The 17,807-nt window shown below is 65.9% G+C and carries 15 protein-coding genes; 1 reads left to right on the top strand and 14 read right to left on the bottom strand.

Features of this window, described 5'->3' with window-relative positions; translation table 11 throughout:
* Window positions 1–6: 6 nt before the first annotated feature.
* The 7 genes from CVM73_RS04680 to CVM73_RS04650 form a co-directional block, all read right to left on the bottom strand.
* A complete protein-coding gene (locus tag CVM73_RS04680; RefSeq protein ID WP_100231114.1) occupies window positions 7–1,650 on the bottom strand; it encodes an amidase family protein in 1,644 nt (547 codons plus the stop codon).
* A 232-nt stretch (window positions 1,651–1,882) separates the two neighbouring features.
* Complete coding sequence (locus CVM73_RS04675; RefSeq protein ID WP_100230847.1) at window positions 1,883–3,379, bottom strand: ABC transporter substrate-binding protein; 1,497 nt, start codon at window positions 3,377–3,379, stop codon at window positions 1,883–1,885.
* A 55-nt stretch (window positions 3,380–3,434) separates the two neighbouring features.
* Entirely contained in the window at window positions 3,435–4,439 is a 1,005-nt protein-coding gene (locus CVM73_RS04670; protein ID WP_100230846.1) for an ABC transporter ATP-binding protein, read from the bottom strand.
* Complete coding sequence (locus tag CVM73_RS04665; RefSeq protein WP_167406632.1) at window positions 4,436–5,449, bottom strand: ABC transporter ATP-binding protein; 1,014 nt, start codon at window positions 5,447–5,449, stop codon at window positions 4,436–4,438. The genes CVM73_RS04670 and CVM73_RS04665 overlap by 4 nt, the downstream gene beginning before the upstream one ends.
* Before the next feature lie 2 nt (window positions 5,450–5,451).
* Window positions 5,452–6,339, bottom strand: coding sequence for an ABC transporter permease (locus CVM73_RS04660; RefSeq protein ID WP_100230844.1), 888 nt, complete (start codon window positions 6,337–6,339; stop codon window positions 5,452–5,454).
* Entirely contained in the window at window positions 6,336–7,286 is a 951-nt protein-coding gene (locus tag CVM73_RS04655) for an ABC transporter permease (RefSeq protein ID WP_100230843.1), read from the bottom strand. Before CVM73_RS04655 ends, CVM73_RS04660 begins: the two co-directional genes overlap by 4 nt.
* Window positions 7,287–7,385: 99 nt before the next feature.
* The gene (locus tag CVM73_RS04650; protein WP_167406661.1) at window positions 7,386–8,807 is read right to left on the bottom strand and encodes an amidase; all 1,422 of its coding nucleotides are present in this window, start codon (window positions 8,805–8,807) and stop codon (window positions 7,386–7,388) included.
* A gap of 124 nt (window positions 8,808–8,931) precedes the next feature.
* On the opposite strand from CVM73_RS04650, the gene CVM73_RS04645 reads away from it, so the two are divergent.
* Window positions 8,932–9,819, top strand: a complete 888-nt coding sequence (locus tag CVM73_RS04645) for a LysR family transcriptional regulator (RefSeq protein ID WP_100230841.1) — start codon at window positions 8,932–8,934, stop codon at window positions 9,817–9,819.
* 171 nt (window positions 9,820–9,990) lie between these two features.
* Here the strand turns inward: CVM73_RS04645 and CVM73_RS04640 are convergent, their stop codons facing one another.
* The 7 genes from CVM73_RS04640 to CVM73_RS04610 all read right to left on the bottom strand — a co-directional run bounded on the left by CVM73_RS04640 (window position 9,991) and on the right by CVM73_RS04610 (window position 17,555).
* Window positions 9,991–10,926, bottom strand: coding sequence for a carbohydrate kinase family protein (locus tag CVM73_RS04640; RefSeq protein ID WP_100230840.1), 936 nt, complete (start codon window positions 10,924–10,926; stop codon window positions 9,991–9,993).
* A 5-nt stretch (window positions 10,927–10,931) separates the two neighbouring features.
* The gene (locus tag CVM73_RS04635) at window positions 10,932–12,578 is read right to left on the bottom strand and encodes an FGGY-family carbohydrate kinase (protein WP_100230839.1); all 1,647 of its coding nucleotides are present in this window, start codon (window positions 12,576–12,578) and stop codon (window positions 10,932–10,934) included.
* A gap of 39 nt (window positions 12,579–12,617) precedes the next feature.
* Window positions 12,618–13,391 (bottom strand): SDR family NAD(P)-dependent oxidoreductase, encoded by a 774-nt coding sequence (locus tag CVM73_RS04630; protein ID WP_100230838.1) that lies wholly within the window; start codon window positions 13,389–13,391, stop codon window positions 12,618–12,620.
* A 31-nt stretch (window positions 13,392–13,422) separates the two neighbouring features.
* On the bottom strand, window positions 13,423–14,430 hold the full coding sequence (locus tag CVM73_RS04625; RefSeq protein WP_100230837.1) for an ABC transporter ATP-binding protein: 1,008 nt from the start codon (window positions 14,428–14,430) through the stop codon (window positions 13,423–13,425).
* 14 nt (window positions 14,431–14,444) lie between these two features.
* Window positions 14,445–15,275: a carbohydrate ABC transporter permease gene (locus CVM73_RS04620; protein ID WP_100230836.1), complete on the bottom strand. Its 831-nt coding sequence runs from the start codon at window positions 15,273–15,275 to the stop codon at window positions 14,445–14,447.
* A gap of 1 nt (window position 15,276) precedes the next feature.
* Window positions 15,277–16,149 carry a carbohydrate ABC transporter permease gene (locus tag CVM73_RS04615; protein ID WP_167406631.1) on the bottom strand — a complete coding sequence of 291 codons (873 nt, stop codon included), beginning with the start codon at window positions 16,147–16,149 and terminating at the stop codon, window positions 15,277–15,279.
* 92 nt (window positions 16,150–16,241) lie between these two features.
* Window positions 16,242–17,555, bottom strand: coding sequence for an ABC transporter substrate-binding protein (locus tag CVM73_RS04610; RefSeq protein WP_100231113.1), 1,314 nt, complete (start codon window positions 17,553–17,555; stop codon window positions 16,242–16,244).
* Window positions 17,556–17,807 lie beyond the last annotated feature (252 nt).

Genomic DNA, 17,807 nt, shown 5'->3' with positions numbered 1-17,807 from the left:
TGAAGCCTAAAGCCCGGGCCACCCCGGCGGCGGCTTGCGCATGTCGGAGGCCTGCTCATAGGCGTAGGCGAGACGCAGCAGCATGTGCTCGCTCCAGGCGCGGCCTGCGAAGGTGACGCCGAGCGGATAGTCGGGCGTGTCCTTGCCGTCGGTCGTCCCCGCGATGAGACCCCCGGGCACCATGACGCTGGGATAGCCCGCCTTGGCGGCGATCGAGGCGCCCATGGCGCCGGCGAACAGCACCGCATCAAGCTTGTGCTGGTTCATGTAGGCGTCCATGCCGCGCGTCTTGGCGGAGAGCAGATCCATCGCACGCGCCGACTTGTATTCGCGCTCGCTCAAATCGCCTCTGGTCATGCTCGCGGCGAGGAAGTGATCCTGGCCGAAACGCAGCGCCCTGTCCGCATGCGCCTCGTTGAAAGCCACGATATCGGCGATGCTTCTGATCTCGGTGTCGGTTGCCCAGTCCCTCAGGTAGAGGTCGAGATCGCGCTTCAGCTCGTAGATGAAGACGACCGGCGGTCTTGCGACAGTGCCTTTGTGCTCGCTCAGCGGATTGCGGTTCAGCACGGCCATGGTCGTGCCTGGCCCGCCGATCCAGCCAAGCGTCGGCATGCTGGCGCGCACGATGACTGCGCCCAAATCTTCCAGCACCTCGATCGCCTCAGTCATCAGCTTGATCCAGTCGGGTCGCAGCTTGCCGTAATAGCAATCGTTCAGCGGGTCGGCCGGGTCGCTCGGAACGCCGATGCGCACGCCCTTCATGGCATCGCGCGTGAGGCCGGCGGTGAAATCGACCGGCCGTCGCTGCCGCTCCGTCACTGGGTCGAGCGGGTCCTTCGCCGCCAGCACATTCAGCAGCATGGCCGCGTCGCGCACGGTGCGCGTCATCGGTCCTGCAGTGTCCTGGCTGTGCGCGATCGGCACGATGCCGGCACGGCTGATCAGCCCGACCGTCGGCTTCACGGTGACGAGGCCATTCTGGCTGGCGGGGAACAGCAGCGAGCCCGAGGTCTCCGTGCCGATCGAGGCCGCACACAGGCCGGCCGCCACCGCGACCGCCGAACCCGCGCTCGAGCCCCCGGAGGTTACGAGCGGGAAGCCGTGATCGTCGACCAGCGCCGGCGCGTAGGGGTTCTTCACCTGCCCGCCCAGCGACGAGTAGCCGTGGGGCATGTCGATCGCGAGCATGTTGGAAAACTCGGTCAGGTTGGCCTTGCCGAGGATCACCGCGCCGGCGTGCCGCAACAGCTTGACGATTGTGGCGTCGGCCCGCGCGTGCGCGCCTTCCAGCGCAAGCGAGCCCGCCGTGGTCGGCTGCTCGTCGCCCGTCGCGATGTTGTCCTTCACCAGGATCGGGATGCCCGCCAGCGGCCGCTCGGCCGAGGGCTTGGTGCTGTCGAGCTTGCCCGCGATCGCAAGCGCATCGGGATTGAGCGCGCGCACCGCGTTGAGCTTGGGCCCATCGCGGTCGTAGTCCTCAATGCGCGCGAGATAGGCTTTGACCAGCGCTGTGGCAGTAACGCGCCCACCGGCCAAGGCATGAGCGATATCGCTCATCGACGCATGATCGAGCTCTAGAGAGATCGGCGCCTCGGCGCTGACGGCCGCCGCCGCGGTGCCGGCATCGCGGCGGGATGGCTTCTGCACGGCTGCCTCGCCTGACGGCGCGTCTCTGACCATGAGACCGCGACGATGGCATCATGCCAGTGTTTTGCCCGACGGGTCAACGTCTCGGCGCATCGCCCCGACCATCAATCGCGCGACGCGCAAGCCATTGAAATGACTACGCCCGGCTACTGTGCATGGGGTTGTTTTTCCATTTTTTGTTTGCAGCGGCCCTCTCCCGCAAGGGGAGAGGGCACAGCAACGGACGCCGCCCCTACTCCCAATGCCACGTCGAGAAATCGTTCTCGTATTGCGGAACGTCCTTCCAGACGCCCTTCAGCTTCTTGCTGGTGATGGTGATGAGTTGCGGCTGGTACAGGTAGGCGGAGACGGCATCGGTCGCGAGCATGCGCTGGGCGTCGCCGAGCAGCTTGGCGCGGGCGGCCTCGTCCGGCGTCGAGACGATCTGCTTGTAGAGCGCATTGAACTTCTCGTTGTTGTAACCGAGGTAGTAGTCCGGCTCGGTGATCTTGACGAGGTCGAACGGCTCGACATGGCTGACGATGGTCAGATCGAAATTGTGTGGACCATTGCCGGCGAACACCTGCGACAGCCATTGCGCCCATTCGACGTTCTCGATTTTGGCGACGATGCCGACCTTGGCGAGCTGGGCTGCGGCGATCTCGCCGCCCTGCCGCGCATAGGATGGCGGCGGCAGCTTCAGCGACAATTCGAGCGGCGTGGTGATGCCGGCTTCAGTGAGCAGCTTCTTGGCCTTCTCGGGGTCGTAGGGGTTGATGCCGGTGGTCTCGACATAGCCGAGTGCGCCCGGCACGTAGAAGCTGCCGATCGGCGTGCCGAAGCCGTCGACGGCGCCGTCGATCATGGCCTTGCGGTCGATCGCGGCAAGGATGGCGCGGCGGACGCGGACGTCGTCCAGCGGCTTCTTGCGGTGGTTGATCGCGACGATGGTCTTGGCCCGGGAGCCGCCGACCAGCACCGTGAAGCGCGGATCGGCCTTGAACTGCGCGATGGTGCGCTGCGCCGAGACGCGCGGGAACGCATCGACGTCGCCCGAGAGCAGCGCGGCGGTCTGCGCCGCCGGATCCGAGATGAAGCGGATGGTCACCTTCGACAGCTTGACCGCGGAAGCGTTGCGGTAGTCGGCCCATTTGGTCAGCGTGATCGAGGAGCCCTTGGCCCAGGCGCCAAGCTGATAAGGCCCGGTGCCGACCGGCTGCGTGACATTGGTGGCCGCGCTCTTCGGCTCGACGATCGAGCCGCCTGCCTGCCCGAGCAGGAACGGCAGGTTCGGCTCGCCATATTTCACGGTGATCACGACGGTGTCGGCGTCGGGCGCCTCGACCTTCTCGAACGCCTGGTACAGGCTCTTGTCCTTGTTCGTGCTGGTCGGCGCGGCGTTGCGCTCGAACGAGAACTTCACCGCGGCGGAATTGAACGGCTCGCCATTGTGGAATTTGACGCCCTTGCGCAGCTTGAACGTATAGGTCTTCAGATCGGGCGAAGCGGTCCAGCTCTCGGCCAGCAGCGGCGAGACCGAGCCGTCCTCGTTGATCTTGGTCAGCGTCTCATAGATGTTGTAGAGCGTGACCTCGGCGATCGCGGCCGCGGCGGCATTGGTGGGATCGAGCCCCGGCGGCTCCAGCGCCATCGCCATGACGACGCTGTCCTTCTTGCCCTGCGCCAGCACCGGCAAAGGCGCCGCGACGAGCGCAGCAACAAATGCGACGATCGATAGTTTCCTGAACATGCGTAACTCCCCGGCCTGCTGTTGTCTTCAGCCTACGCCAATCCTGGTCCGGACACTAACCTTCCATCACCGTCTGCGGCAATGCCATCACGGCCTCGGCCTTGTGGCAGGCGGCAAGGTGCCCCTCACCCATCCTGCGTAACTCAGGCAACGCGTCGCGGCAATGCTGGTCGGCAAGCGGGCAGCGCGCGGCATAGGGGCATCCGGTCGCCGCGGCCGATTGCGAGGCGATGGCCTGGGCCCCGCGCCGCCGCCGGCCGCCGCCTGCGCGCGTCCGCGGCACGGCATCCAGGAGCGCCCGCGTATAGGGATGGGCGTAGCGCTCGAACAGATCCTCCGGCCGGGCCTGCTCGACGATGCGGCCGAGGTACATCACGGCGACCTCGTCGCAGAGATAGTCGACGACGGCGAGGTCGTGGCTGATCAGGATGTAGCTGAGGCCGAACTGCTCCTGGAGGTCCTGCATCAGGTTCAGCACCTGCCCCTGCACGGAGACGTCGAGCGCGGAGACCGGCTCGTCGGCGACGATCAGCTTCGGCTGCGTGATCAGCGCGCGCGCAATGGCGATGCGCTGGCGCTGGCCGCCGGAGAATTCGTGCGGATACTTGTCCATGTCCGCATCGCGCAAGCCCACCTGCCGCAGCACGGCGGCGACTCGGTCGCGGAAGGTGGTGCGGTCGGCGCCTTCCAGGACGGTCAGCGGCTCCGCCACGATGCGGGCGATGGTCTGGCGCGGGTCGAGCGAGCCGTAGGGGTCCTGGAACACCATCTGGAAATCGCGCCGGGCGCGGCGCAACTCGTCAGGCGGGAGGCGATTGAGATCGCGGCCGAGCAGCGCGACCTGCCCCGAGGTCGGCCGCTCCAGCGCCATCACCACGCGCGCGAAGGTGGACTTGCCGGAGCCGGATTCGCCGACGATGCCGAGGCTCTCGCCGGCCTGCACTTGCACGCTGACGCCGTTGAGCGCGCGCACCTGCCCGGGCGGACGAAACAGGCTCTCGCGCGGCAGCGTGTAGCGCTGCTCGAGATCCCTGACGTCGAGAAGCGGCGCGGTGCTCATGCGCTCAGCGCTCCGACGCGTTCGGCCATCGAGACATCCGTTCGGATGCATCGCACGAAATGGCCGGGACCGACATTCACCATCGGCGGCAGCGCGGCGCGACATTGATCGATCACGAGCGGACAGCGATCGGAGAAGGTGCAACCGGAAGGCAGATCGGCGAGCTCAGGCACCGTGCCCGAGATCGTCTTCAGCCGCGTTCCCTTGCGCGCGCCGAGCTTCGGCCGGGCGCGGAACAGGCCCTGCGTGTAGGGATGGCCCATGCGACGGAACACCTCGTCGGTCGGCCCGCTCTCGACGACGGTGCCGCCATACATCACCATCATGCGCTGCACGTTCTCGGCGATGACGCCGAGATCGTGCGAGATCAGGATCATCGACATGCCGCGCTCCTCGACGAGATCGGCGATGAGGTCGAGGATCTGGCCCTGGATGGTGACGTCGAGCGCGGTGGTCGGCTCGTCCGCGATCAAGAGGTCCGGCTCGCAGGCGAGCGCCATCGCGATGGTGATGCGCTGGCGCTGGCCGCCGGAGAACTGGTGCGGATAGGCGTCGACGCGACGCGCGGGGTCGGGCAGTCCGACGCGGTCGAGCAAGGCGATCGCCTCTTTGCGCGCCTGCGCCGCCGAGTATTTCTTGTGACGGCGCAGCGGCTCGGCGACCTGATTGCCGATCGTGTGCATCGGGTTGAGTGCGGTCATCGGCTCCTGGAAGATCATGCTGATGCGGTTGCCACGCAGGCGGCAGTATTCGGCATCCGAGAGCCCGACGAGCTCGTTGCCATCGAGCTTGATGCTGCCGGTCACGCCCGCGCTGTCCGGCAACAAGCCCATCAGCGACAACGCCGTGACCGACTTGCCGCAGCCGGATTCGCCGACGAGCCCGAGCGTCTCGCCCCGCTTGAGGGCGAAGCTGACGCCGCGCACCGCCTGGGCCGGCCCGCGGCTGGTGTTGAGGCGGACGCCGAGATTGGCGACCTCGATCAGCGGCATGGTTGCGGGATCAGCCATCGTCACCGCTCCCGCGCCAGTCTGGGATCGAGCAAGTCGCGCAATCCGTCACCAAGAAGATTGAGACCGAGCACCGCGATGGCGATCGCAGCGCCCGGATAGACCGCGAGCATCGGCGACTGGAACAGCAGCGTCTGCGCATCGTTCAGCATGCGGCCCCAGGACGGCTGCGGCGGCTGCGTGCCGAGGCCGAGATAGGACAGGGCGGCCTCGGCGAGGATGGCGAGCGCGAACTGGATGGTGACCTGCACGATCAGGATCGACAGGATATTCGGCAGCACGTGCTCGATGGTGATGCGGAAGCGCCCCTTGCCCGCCGCGCGCGCGGCCAGCACGAATTCGCGCGCCCAGATCGCATTGGCGGAGCCGCGCGTCAGCCGCGTCAGCGTCGGGATCTGGAAGATGCCGATTGCGACGATCGAGGTCACCATGCCCGGCCCCACCGCCGCCGCGAGCATGATCGCGGACAGCACCGCCGGAAAGGCGAAAGTGAAGTCGGAAAAGCGCATGATGATCTCCTCCGTCCAGCCGCGCCGCGCCGAGGCGATCAGGCCCAGCGTGACGCCGAAGGTGAGACCGATGCTGACGGCGATGACACCGACCATGATGGTCGAGCGGGCGCCGGCGAGCAGCAGCGAGACGATGTCGCGGCCGAAGGAATCCGTGCCGAGCCAATGCGCCGCCGAGGGCGGCCGGAGCTTCGATGCGATGTCGATCTCGTACGGCGACCACGGCGTCCACACCAGCGACAGCAGCGCGGAGGCGAGCACAAGGAGACTGAGAACACCGCCCAGGACGAAACTGCGGTGGCGCAGCGCGCGGCGCCAGAAGGTGCGGGCCGGCAGCGGGCGTGTTGCGAGCGGCGCATCGATGGTGAGGGGCTCGCTCACAGGTCGTGAACCTTGATACGGGGATCGATGAAGGCGTAGAGCACATCGACCACGAAGTTGACGATGACGACCATGGCAGCGAGCAGCATCACGCAGTTGCGCACCACGATGAGGTCGCGGTTGGCGATCGACTGGAAGATCAGCCGGCCGAGGCCGGGCAGGTAGAACACGTTCTCGATCACGATGGTGCCGGCGAGCAGATTGGCGAATTGCAGCCCCATCACCGTCATCACGGGGATCATGGCGTTGCGCAGCACGTGGCTCCACAGTACCTCGCGCTTGCCGAGGCCCTTTGCGCGGGCGGTGCGGACGAAGTCCTCGCGCAGCACTTCGAGCACGGCCGATCGCGTGACGCGCGCGAGGATCGCGGCCTGCACCACCGCGAGCGAGATCGCCGGCAGCAGCAGCGACTTGACGCCGAGCCAGATGCCATCCTCCCAGCCGGCGAAGCCGCCGGCCGAGAGCCATTGCAGCCGCACCGCGAACAGCAGCACCAGGAGGATCGCGAACCAGAAATTTGGCAGCGCGATGCCGACCTGGGTCAGCGACATCACGCCGACGTCGCCAAGCTTGTTGTGGTTGGCGGCGGTGTAGATGCCGGCGGAGAGCGCCAGCGTCACCGTGATCGTCATCGCCATGATCGCGAGCGGAATGGTCAGCACCAGCCGCTCCGCGATCAGGCTGGCGACCGGGGTGCCGTAGACATAGGAGTTGCCGAGATCGCCGACGACGAGCCCCTTGATCCATTGCAGATAGCGAACCGCCAGCGGCTGGTCGAGCCCGAGCTTGACGGTGAGCGCGCGGACAGCGTCCGGCGAGGCGTCGGCTCCCATCAGCATCTGCGCGGCATTGCCGGGAAGAGCATCGAGCACCAGGAAGATGATCAGCGATGCGCCGACCAGCGTCGCCAGCAAGGTCAACAGACGTCGGAGGACAAAGACGCTCATGCGTGCTCGGCTTCAGGGCTCACCCGTGGCACGATCAACATGTCTGGACGCCGGAGGCAAGTCCTTTGCACACACGCCCCTTGCGGCATGCCCATCTCCTCAAGCCGGCCAGCGGGACAGAAGATCGCTTGAAGCCTCGAACAATGCGCTCACGCGCAGCAATTCCGCGTCGCTGCGGAAGCGGCCGACGAGCTGAAGCCCGATCGGCAGGCCGTCGCGGGCAAAGCCGGAGGGAAGGCTGATCGCGGGATGGCCGGTCATGTTGGAGGGCATGGTCCAGGGGAACCAGTGCGGCCGGACGCTGTCGTAATGCCCACCGTCGATCTCGATGCTGCCGAACAGGTCTTGGCTGATCGGCAGCGCGGTGCGCGTCAGGGTCGGCATCGCCAAAAAGTGCCCACGCGCAAGCAGCAATTGCACGCGACGGAACAGCGCGGTGCGCGCGAACATCGCCTCCTGATAATCGACGCCGCTGACTTCGCTGGCGAGCGCAAGCTGCTTGAGGAAGGCCTCGCTCAGCCCGTTCTTGTGTTCAGTCGCGAGCTTTGCAAAGCGCGTGCGCCAGACCGTGTGGTTGATGGCGCGCCAGATCGGCTCGATGTCGAAACCATCGCCGGAGAATTCCTCGAGCTCGGCCCCTAACCCGGCCAGCCGGTCGAGACTCGCCTTGAAATTGGCGGCGACTTCCGCGGAGACCGGACGGCCCGGCGGCGTCAGGCAGTACAGGATCCTCAGCCCGCGCAGATCGCCGCGCGGGGCAGCGGTGCCGATGAAGTCAGGCACGGGCACGCCGATCGACCAGGGATCGCAAGGATCCTCTCCAGCCATCGCCTGCATCATCAGCGCCGTATCGGCCACGGTGCGGGTGGTCGGCGTGACGTAGGTCTGATTGCCGAACGCATCCAGCGCCTGGCTGTGCGGGATCACGCCATTGCTCTGCTTCAGGCCGACCACGCCGTTGCAGGCGGCGGGAATACGGGTCGAGCCGCCGCCGTCGGTCGCAATCGCCAGCGGCGCAATGCCGCTCGCCACCGCCACCGCCGCCCCGCCGCTGGAGCCGCCGGAGGAACGGCAGGCGTCCCACGCATTGCGGGTACGACCGAACAGGGGTGAATCGGTGAGGCACTTGCTGCCGAACTCTGGTGTCGTGGTCTTGCCGATCAGGATCGCACCTTCACTGCGCAACCGTGCGACGGCGACGGCATCCTCGGTCGGCACATTGTCCTTGTAAGGAACGGCGCCGAAGGTGGTCTTGACGCCCTTGGTATTGACGATGTCCTTGACGGTGACGGGGATGCCGTGCAGCAGGCCAAGCGGTTCGCCGGCCATCACCTTGCGCTCGGCTTCGCGCGCCGCTGCGATCGCCTCATCGCCGCACAGAGTGATGAAGCAATTCAATTCCGGCTGGAGCGCCTCGGCGCGGGCGAGCACGGCGCGGGTGAGCTCGACTGGCGAAATCCGCTTTGCCGCGATGAGACCGCGCAGCTCGGCTGCGGACAAGAGACAGGGATCGCCGTTCATCGTCACATCACGCTCCGAAGCGGGCCGCCATTGGCCCGAAGACATTGACAGCGAGAATGACAGTTTTGTTAACTCGCCGTCCAATACGATTTTAGTCGCAAACCCATACACTCTCGGTATGCCAATGGATCTTCGCCGGCTCCGCTATTTCGTCGCCGTCGCCGAGGCGCGCAGCATCGGCAAGGCCGCCGAGCGGCTCCGGATGGCGCAGCCGCCGCTCTCGGTCCAGATCCGCAAGCTCGAGGCCGAGATCGGCGCGCCGCTGTTCCGCCGCGGCACGCGCGGCATGGACCTGACCGAGGCCGGCCAGGCGCTGCTGGCGCGCGCCAGCGAAGCGCTCGCCCTTGCGGCTGACGGCGCCGAAGCCGCGCGCGCGGTTGCTTCGGGACGGCGCGGGCGGCTCTCGGTGGGTTACATGTTCGTGCTGGCGAATGCGATGCTGCCGCGGCTCATCCCCGAACTGCGCCGCGCGGTTCCCGGCGTCGACCTCGGCTTCGCCGAGCTCAGCGCCTCGACGCGCGAGGCCCGGGTGCTCGACCGCAGCGTCACGGTCGCGCTGTGCATGCCTGCAATCAACCATCCCGAAATCCAGGTGGCGCGGATCGGTGCGCAGCCCTTCATGCTGGCCATGCCGATCCGCTCGCCGCTCGCCCGCCTGAGCTCCGTGCCGATGGCCCGGCTGCAGGGCCGTCCGCTGATCGCACTGCCGCATCCGGACCATGGGCCCGCCTCCTCCGCCGTCGTCCCCTTATTGCGTCGGCACCAGGTGGTGATGCCGATCGCCAGCCGGGTGGAGACGGTGCATTCGGCGATGAGCCTGGTTCTGGCCGGCGAAGGTCTCGCCATCCTGCCGGCCTGCGCACAGCTCGGCGCGCCACGCGGGATCGTGTTCAGACCCCTGCGTGACGTCAACGACTCCCTCGACATCGCAGTCTGTTGGCGGCGGGACTCCCAAAGTCCGCTGATCGGAACCTTCCTCAAATGCGCCGAAAAGGCCGTCGCGCGGATATGACGCGAGGGAGTTTTCCCCTCTCCCCTTGTGGGAGAGGGTGGATCGCCGCGAAGCGGCGAGACGGGTGAGGGGTCTCTCTCCGCAAACGCGATAGAGATTGCTTCGCGGAGATAACCCCTCATCCGGCGCTTCGCGCCACCTTCTCCCACAAGGGGAGAAGGGAAGCGCGGCCTACCAGCCCCACTTGACCTCATAGCTCCAGGGCGGATCGGCACCCGGACGGGTGCAGGTCAGGCCGGCGCAATTGGCGGCAAAGGACAGTGCGCGGCGGAGCTCGTCCGCGCGGATGTCCTTCAATCGCGGTCGGGCGATGCGTCCCTGCTTGTGCAGAGCGAACAGCAGCGCCGCCTGAAAGCTGTCGCCTGCGCCGATGGTGTCGGCCACCTCGACCTTTGGTGCTTGCACCTCGATCTGCCCTGCGGCCGCGTGCCAGGCGATCGCGCCGTTGTTGCCACGGGTGATGACGACGAGGCTCGTGCCCTGCCCCAGCAGCGCGCTCGCGCGCTGCTGATAAGGCTCCTCGCCGAAGAGATAGGCGAAGTCGACGTCCGACATCTTGATGAGATCGGCGCTCCCCGCGAACTCGGCCATGCGCGCGAGATAGACCGGCTTGTCCTTGACGAGGTTCGGTCGGCAATTCGGATCGAACGAGATCGTGGACGACGCCCGCGCGTCAGCGATCAGCGCCTTGGTTTCGGCCGCGCCATGGTCGTTGACGAGCGTGGTCGAGCCGACATGGAGAGCTTCGCCCCTGTCGAGCGGAATTGTCCCGCGCCGGTAAGTCCAATTCCGCGTCGCGGTCTCGGCATCGTAGAACGCGTAATGCGACTCGCCCGCGACGATGCGGACGAAGGCGAGCGTAGTCTGGTGATCGCTGCGGGTGGCGAGACTGAGGTCGACGTTGGAGGCGGTTGCGTGGTCGACGATCATCTGCCCGAACAAGTCGGTCGAGATGCCGCCGACGAAACCGGTCGGCGCGCCCAGCCGCGCCATGCCGATCGCGACGTTCAGGCAGGAGCCGCCGACCGCGGGCATCACCGCCTCGCGCCCTTCCGTGTTTTGCGTCGGCACGAAATCGATCAGCGCATCGCCGCAGGCAATCAGCATTGGTTTCAACCTCTCGCGATGCCGCGCATCGCGGCACGACTGCGACGATCGACCTCGCGCAGCAGCTTGTAGACCTCACGCTTCTTCGTGTGAAATGCGGCCATGTCGGGTGCGGTCGGCTCGCTCTTGCGTCCCAGCGCCGACATCCCGGCCATGGTCTCGCCGATCGAGGCATAGGCGCCGCCGGCGACGGCACCGAGCATCGCGGCGCCCAGCAGCACCGGCTCCTTCGTCTGCGGCAGCGCGACCGTGAGGCCAGTGGTGTCGGCCATGATCTGACGCACCAAAGGGCTCCGGCTGGCGCCGCCACCCATGACCATGATGTTTGAGCGCACCCCATGCGCCGCAAAGGCTTCGATCACCTCGGCGAGCCCGTAGGCAAGACCGCAGAGGCCGGCGACGAACAGCCGCTCCATCGAGGCGATGTCGGTGTCGAGATCGAGGCCGGCGATCACCGCGCGCGTGTCGGGGTCGGCATAAGGCGAGCGGTTGCCGATGAATTCCGGAAGCACGTGGACGTCGCGCGCCAGCAGCGCGGCGCAGCTGGCATCGCCCGCGCGCGCGATGATGCGGCGCTCGAGGAACTCGATGAGGTCGACGCCCTCGCTCCGCGCCGCCGCGCTCGCCTCGGCATGGCCGGGATGCGACTTGAGCAGATGGTCGATCGCAGCGCCTGCCGCCGACTGTCCGCCTTCGTTCAGCCAGAACTCCGGCACCATGCCGGAATAGTATGGCCCCCACACGCCGGGGACGAAGCACGGCTCCTTCGTCGTTGCCATGATGCAGGCCGACGTTCCCATGATGTAGGCGAGACGGTCGCTGACGTCGCTCGCCCCGCCCGCCCCATCCCGCCCGCCGATCGCGCCGATGCCGCCGGCATGGGCATCGATCAGGGACGCGCCGACCGGGGTGCCCGCTGACAGGCCGAGTTCAGCCGCGGCAGTGCCGGTGAGACCTGCACCGAGGCGGGTACCGGGTGCGACGATCTCGGTGCCGATCCTGGCATATTTCTCAGCGACGAAATCCGATAATCCAATGCGCTTGAAGAACGGCGCGCTCCAGCCGCCGCCGTCATGGGCGAGATAGTTCCATTTGCAGGTGACGGTGCAGGTCGAGCGCTGCAGCGCGCCGGTCGCGCGCCAGGTCAGATAGTCGGCCAGATCGAAGAAGTGACCTGCGGCGTCGAAACTCGCGCGCAGATGCCGCTTCAGCCAGAGCAGCTTCGGCATCTCCATCTCTGGCGAGATCGAGCCGCCGACATAGCGCAGCACGGCATCCTCGGTCTCGTTGATCAGCCGCGCTTCAGCCGTGGCGCGGTGGTCCATCCAGACGATGACGTTGCGCTGCGCCTCGCCGGAGGTGCTGACGGTGAGCGGCTCGCCTTGCGGATCAAGCACCACGAGGGAACAGGTGGCGTCAAAACCGATGCCGCCGATGCTGTCGGGCGCGATCGCTGCTTCCGCCATCGCCGCGCGCACCGATGTGACGCAGGCCTCCCAGATGTCCTGCGAGGACTGCTCGACGATGTCGCCGGCCTCATGCCAGATCCTGATCGGGTGCCGGGCGGTCGCCAGCAAGGTGCCGACCTCGTCAAACACCCCTGCCCGCGTGCTCGTGGTCCCAACGTCGACGCCGATATACGCTCGCGGCATTGTCGCTCCCGGAAGCTCTCGTCAGTTTTGACGATAAGCCTACCAGCAAGTGTAGCCGCCATCCACCAGCACGATGCTGCCGGTCATCAGGCTCGCGGCCTCCGAGGAGAGGAACAGCACGACCGAGGCAATCTCCTCGACCTGCCCCATCCGCGCCATCGGAGTTCCACCGATCCAGGCATCGTACATTTTCGGGTTGCTCTTCACGAAGGCATTGAGCGGCGTTTCGATATAGGTCGGCGCCACCGCGTTGACGCGGATGCCGCGCGCACCCCATTCGGCGGCCAGCGACTTGGTCAGATGGTGCACGCCGGCCTTGGAGGCGTTGTAGAAGCACTGCTCCTGCGGCTTGTTGACGATGAAGCCCGACATCGAGCCGACATTGACGATGGCACCGCTCTTGGCCTTCAGCATGTGCTTGCCGAACTCGCGGCAGCACCAAAAGGTGCCGTTGAGATTGACGTCGATGACGTTGAGCCAGTGCTCGTCGGTGACGGTCTCCGCCGGCGTCTCGCTGCGCGCGATGCCGGCATTGTTGACGAGGATATCGACCTTGCCGTGGCGGGCGACGAGGGCGTTGGCGACCTCGGCCACGCGTTTGGTGTCTGTGACGTCCATGATCGCGGTCTCGACGTCAAAGCCCTTCGCTTTCAGGCTGGCTTTGGCGCTGTCGGCGATCTTGCTGTCACGGTCGCCGATGATGACCCGGGCGCCGGCCTCGGCCAACGCCTCGGCGCAGCCAAGGCCGATGCCCTGCCCGCCGCCGGTGATGAACGCGGTCTTGCCGTTCAGCTTGAACTTTTCCAGGTACATGGTCGTCTTTCCGTTGTCTTGCCGTTTCTTGTCAGCCCCGAAGAGCGTTTCCGCTCTCGTCGAAGCGGTGAATGCGCGCAGGGTCCGGCACCAGCGACACGCGGTCGCCGGCATGCAGGCTCAATTCGCCGATATAGCGTGCCGTCAGCATGCCGAGCGGGCCGGCATCGACGTAAAGGAAGGTATCGCTGCCGAGATGCTCGGCCACCGCAATGGTGCCCTGCCAGCCGCCGGCGCCGTCGCGCTCGATCTTCAGGTGCTCCGGCCGCACGCCGATCGTCGCTGCTGCCTTCTGCAAAGCGGGCTCACCAGTGACGAAGTTCATTCTTGGCGAGCCGATGAAACCGGCGACGAAGAGATTGGCGGGCCGTTCATAGAGCTCCAGCGGCGAGCCATATTGTTCGATCTTGCCGCCGTTGAGCACGACGATCTTGTCGGCCATGGTCATGGCCTCGACCTGGTCGTGGGTGACGTAGATCGCGGTGGTGCCGAGCTGCTTCTGCAGCCGCGTCACCTCGATGCGCATCTGCACGCGCAGCGCCGCATCGAGGTTTGAAAGAGGTTCGTCGAACAGGAATGCCTTGGGCTCGCGCACGATCGCACGGCCGATCGCGACGCGCTGGCGCTGGCCACCGGAAAGCTCGCGCGGCTTGCGGTCGAGATAAGGTGTGAGATTCAGCGTCGCCGCCGCTGCTTCGACCTTGCGGTTGATCTCGTCCTTCGGCAGCCCCGCCATCTTCAGGCCGAAGCCGATATTACCGCGCACGCTCATATGCGGGTAGAGCGCGTAGGACTGGAACACCATCGACAGCCCGCGCTTGGCCGGCGGCGTGTCGACGACGTTCTTGCCGTCGATCAGGATCTTGCCGCCAGAGACGTCCTCAAGGCCCGCGATCAATCGCAACAGCGTGGTCTTGCCACAGCCCGAGGGGCCGACGAACACCACGAAGGAGCCGTCGGCGATGTCCAAATCGGCGCCCTTGATGATGTGCACCGGGCCGAAGGATTTCTGCACGCCCTGAAGTGTGATCTGACCCATGATCCGGCAGCCCCCTACTTCACCGCACCGAAGGTGAGCCCGCGCACGAGCTGCTTCTGGCTGAACCAACCGAGGACGAGAATGGGCGCGATCGCCAGCGTGGACGCCGCCGACAGCTTTGCCCAGAACAGCCCTTCCGGGCTCGAATAGGAGGCGATGAACGTGGTGAGCGGCGCCGCGTTCGAGGTCGACAGGTTCAGCGTCCAGAACGCCTCGTTCCAGGCGAGGATCAAATTGAGCAGCAGCGTGGACGCCAGCCCGGGGATCGCCATCGGCGTCAGCACGTAGACGAGCTCGCGGCCGATCGTTGCGCCGTCCATGCGCGCGGCTTCGAGAATGTCGCGCGGGATCTCCTTGAAATAGGTGAACAGCATCCAAATCACGATCGGCAAGTTGCCGAGGCAGAGGATGAAGACGAGGCCGATGCGGGAATCGAGCAGGCCGAAACTCTTGTAGATCAGGTAGATCGGCACCAGCACGCCGACAGGCGGCATCATCTTGGTCGAGAGCATCCAGAGCAGGATGTCCTTGGTGCGCTTGGTCGGCGAGAACGCCATCGACCAGGCCGCGGGAATGGCGATCAAGAGCGCAATGAGCGTCGAGCCGCCCGCGATGATGATCGAGTTCATCGCGTGGTGCAGATAGTCGCTGCGCTCCTGCACGGTCGCGTAGTTTTCCGTGGTCCAGTGGAAGAACAGGAAGGATGGCGGGACCGCGAAGGCCTCGAGCTCGGTCTTGAAGCTCGCCAGCCCCATCCAGAGGATCGGGAAGAAGATCAGCAACCCGAACAACCAGGCTACCGCCGTCGATATCGCCACCCGCCGCGTCGTCGCCATCCGTGCCATGTCAGGCCTCCAGGTTGCGGCCGACGATGCGGACCAGGAAGAAGGCGACGATATTGGCGATCACCACAGCGACGAGGCCGCCCGCCGACGCACTGCCGACGTCGAACTGGATCAGCGCCTGCGAATAGATCAGGAACGCGATGTTCGTCGTTTGCAGGCCCGGCCCGCCGCCGGTGGTGACGAAGATCTCGGCGAACACGGTGAGCAGGAAGATGGTCTCGATCAGGATCACCACCGTGATGGGACGCGCGAGGTGCGGCAGGGTGATGTAGATGAAGGTCGAGACGGCGCTGGCGCCATCCATCTCGGCGGCTTCCTTCTGCTCCTCGTCGAGCGATTGCAGCGCTGTGAGCAGGATCAGCGTCGCGAACGGCAGCCATTGCCACGTTACGATCAGGATCACCGCAAACAGCGGTACATCGTTGAACCAATCGATCGGCGTCAGGCCGAACAGAGAGGCGAGCCAGGCGAACAATCCCGACACCGGATGCATCAGCAGATTCTTCCAGACCAGCGCGCTCACTGTCGGCATCACGAAGAACGGGGCGATCACCATCAGGCGGACGAAGTTGCGCCCGATCACGGGCTGGTCCATCAGCAGCGCCAGGGGAATGCCGAGCAGGATGGTCAGCGCCAGCACGGAGCCAACGAGCACCAGCGTATTCTGGAGCGAGGCTAGGAAAGCGGGATCGGTGAGGAAGTAGCGGAAGTTCTCCAGGCCGACGAACGATTCAGAGCCGGGGTCGAGCAGACTGTAATGCAGCGTCGAGAAGTAGATCGTCAGCGCCAGCGGGACGATCATCCAGATGAACAGCAGCCCGACGGCCGGGCTCAAGAGCGACCGTGCGAGGAATTGCGTCTGCCGGGTTGCCACTGGCTTCTCCTCTGCCGGGAAGAAGAAGGCGGCCATCCATCCGGGGATGGGCGGATGGCCGCGAGTCTGAGCTCAGGAGGAAGAGCTCGGGTTCATTTGATGTAGCCGGCGCGCTTCATCTCGCGCTCGGTTGCGGATTGCGCGGCGGAAAGCGCCGCATCGACGGTGGCGGAGCCCGCAAGCGCTGCGGAGAATTGCTGGCCCACCTGGGTGCCGATGCCCTGGAATTCAGGGATCGCGGCGTATTGCACGCCGACGTAAGGAACGGGCTTCACCGTCGGCTTGTTGGGATCAGCGGCATCGATCGAGGCCAGCGTCAGCTTGGCGAACGGCGCCACCTTCAGATAGTCAGGGTTCTGGTAGAGCGAGGTGCGCGTGCCCGGCGGCACGTTGGCCCAGCCCTCCTTCGATGCGACAAGCTTGGTGTAGTCCTTGCTCGTCGCCCAGGCGATGAACTTCTCGGCAGCTTCCGTCTTCTTCGACCCGGCGGGGATCGCCAGATTCCAGGCCCACAGCCAGTTGGCGTTCTTGCCGAGCCCGGTGTTGGGCGCGAGCGCGAAGCCGACCTTGTCGGCAACCTTGGAGTCCTTGGGATTGGTGACGAAGGACGCCGCGACCGTCGCGTCGATCCACATCGCGCATTTGCCGGCGTTGAACAGCGCCAGATTCTCATTGAAGCCGTTGGAGCTCGCGCCGGGAGGGCCGGCTTCCTTCATCAGATTGACATAGGTGGTGAGCGTCGTCTTCCACTCCGGTGTGTTGAACTGCGGCTGCCATTTCTCGTCGAACCAGCGCGCGCCGTAGGAATTGGCCATGGCCGAGAGGAAGGCCATGTTCTCGCCCCACCCGGCCTTGCCGCGCAGGCAGATGCCGTAGGTGCCGCCGCTCTTGTCAGTGAGCTTCTTGGCCGCGTCGATCACGAAGTCCCAGCTCGGCTTTTCCGGCATCTTCAGGCCGGCCTTCTCGAACAGATCGGTGCGATACATCACCATCGAGCTCTCACCGTAGAACGGCGCGGCGTAGAGCTTGCCATCAGCGGAGACCGCGTCCTTGATCTTGGGCAGGAGGTCGGCGACGTCGTAATCGGCACCGAGATTGGCCAGCGGCACCAGCCAGCCCTTCTTGGCCCAGATCGGCACCTCATAGGTGCCGATGGTGAGGACGTCGAACTGGCCGCCCTTGGTGGCGATGTCGGTGGTGACGCGCTGGCGCAGCACGTTCTCCTCCAGCGTCACCCATTTCACGGTGATGTCGGGGTTCTTCTTGGTGAATTCACCCGTCAGCCCCTGCATGCGGATCATGTCGCCATTGTTGACGGTGGCGATCGTCAGGGTCGTTTCCGCCATCGCAGGAACGGCCAGCAGCAGGCAAGACGCGCCGCAGACGGCGCCCAGGACATGTTTCACGGTGACCTCCCTTGGACTCGCGCTTTTGAGCATATGCCCACGCGTTGGGCGTATGTTCAACGCAAGGAAGGACGGTTGTCAAGCAGGCGCACGGGTGTTCCAGCAACTTATGAGTGCTGCGGTGCGGGAGGGGATGCCGCCCCCAACCTCGGCGTCATGCCCCGCGAAGGCGGGGCATCCAGTACTCCGTGTCGTCTATTGGTTTGCCCCAAGCTTGGCCGCGGCGTACTGGATCGCCCGCCTGCGCGGGCG

This window comes from Bradyrhizobium forestalis, assembly GCF_002795245.1.
Lineage (GTDB): Bacteria > Pseudomonadota > Alphaproteobacteria > Rhizobiales > Xanthobacteraceae > Bradyrhizobium > Bradyrhizobium forestalis.
The sequence above is the reverse complement of the archived record's forward strand: the minus strand, read 5'-3'. Positions and strand labels throughout refer to the sequence as shown.

Excerpts from the sequence above, each read along its gene's own strand:
- CVM73_RS04675 (WP_100230847.1), bottom strand. The coding sequence starts at position 3,379 with ATGTTCAGGAAACTATCGATCGTCGCATTTGTTGCTGCGCTCGTCGCG.
- CVM73_RS04670 (WP_100230846.1), bottom strand. The coding sequence starts at position 4,439 with ATGAGCACCGCGCCGCTTCTCGACGTCAGGGATCTCGAGCAGCGCTAC.
- CVM73_RS04665 (WP_167406632.1), bottom strand. The coding sequence starts at position 5,449 with ATGGCTGATCCCGCAACCATGCCGCTGATCGAGGTCGCCAATCTCGGC.
- CVM73_RS04655 (WP_100230843.1), bottom strand. The coding sequence starts at position 7,286 with ATGAGCGTCTTTGTCCTCCGACGTCTGTTGACCTTGCTGGCGACGCTG.
- CVM73_RS04650 (WP_167406661.1), bottom strand. The coding sequence starts at position 8,807 with ATGAACGGCGATCCCTGTCTCTTGTCCGCAGCCGAGCTGCGCGGTCTC.
- CVM73_RS04645 (WP_100230841.1), top strand. The coding sequence starts at position 8,932 with ATGGATCTTCGCCGGCTCCGCTATTTCGTCGCCGTCGCCGAGGCGCGC.
- CVM73_RS04640 (WP_100230840.1), bottom strand. The coding sequence starts at position 10,926 with ATGCTGATTGCCTGCGGCGATGCGCTGATCGATTTCGTGCCGACGCAA.
- CVM73_RS04635 (WP_100230839.1), bottom strand. The coding sequence starts at position 12,578 with ATGCCGCGAGCGTATATCGGCGTCGACGTTGGGACCACGAGCACGCGG.
- CVM73_RS04630 (WP_100230838.1), bottom strand. The coding sequence starts at position 13,391 with ATGTACCTGGAAAAGTTCAAGCTGAACGGCAAGACCGCGTTCATCACC.
- CVM73_RS04625 (WP_100230837.1), bottom strand. The coding sequence starts at position 14,430 with ATGGGTCAGATCACACTTCAGGGCGTGCAGAAATCCTTCGGCCCGGTG.
- CVM73_RS04620 (WP_100230836.1), bottom strand. The coding sequence starts at position 15,275 with ATGGCACGGATGGCGACGACGCGGCGGGTGGCGATATCGACGGCGGTA.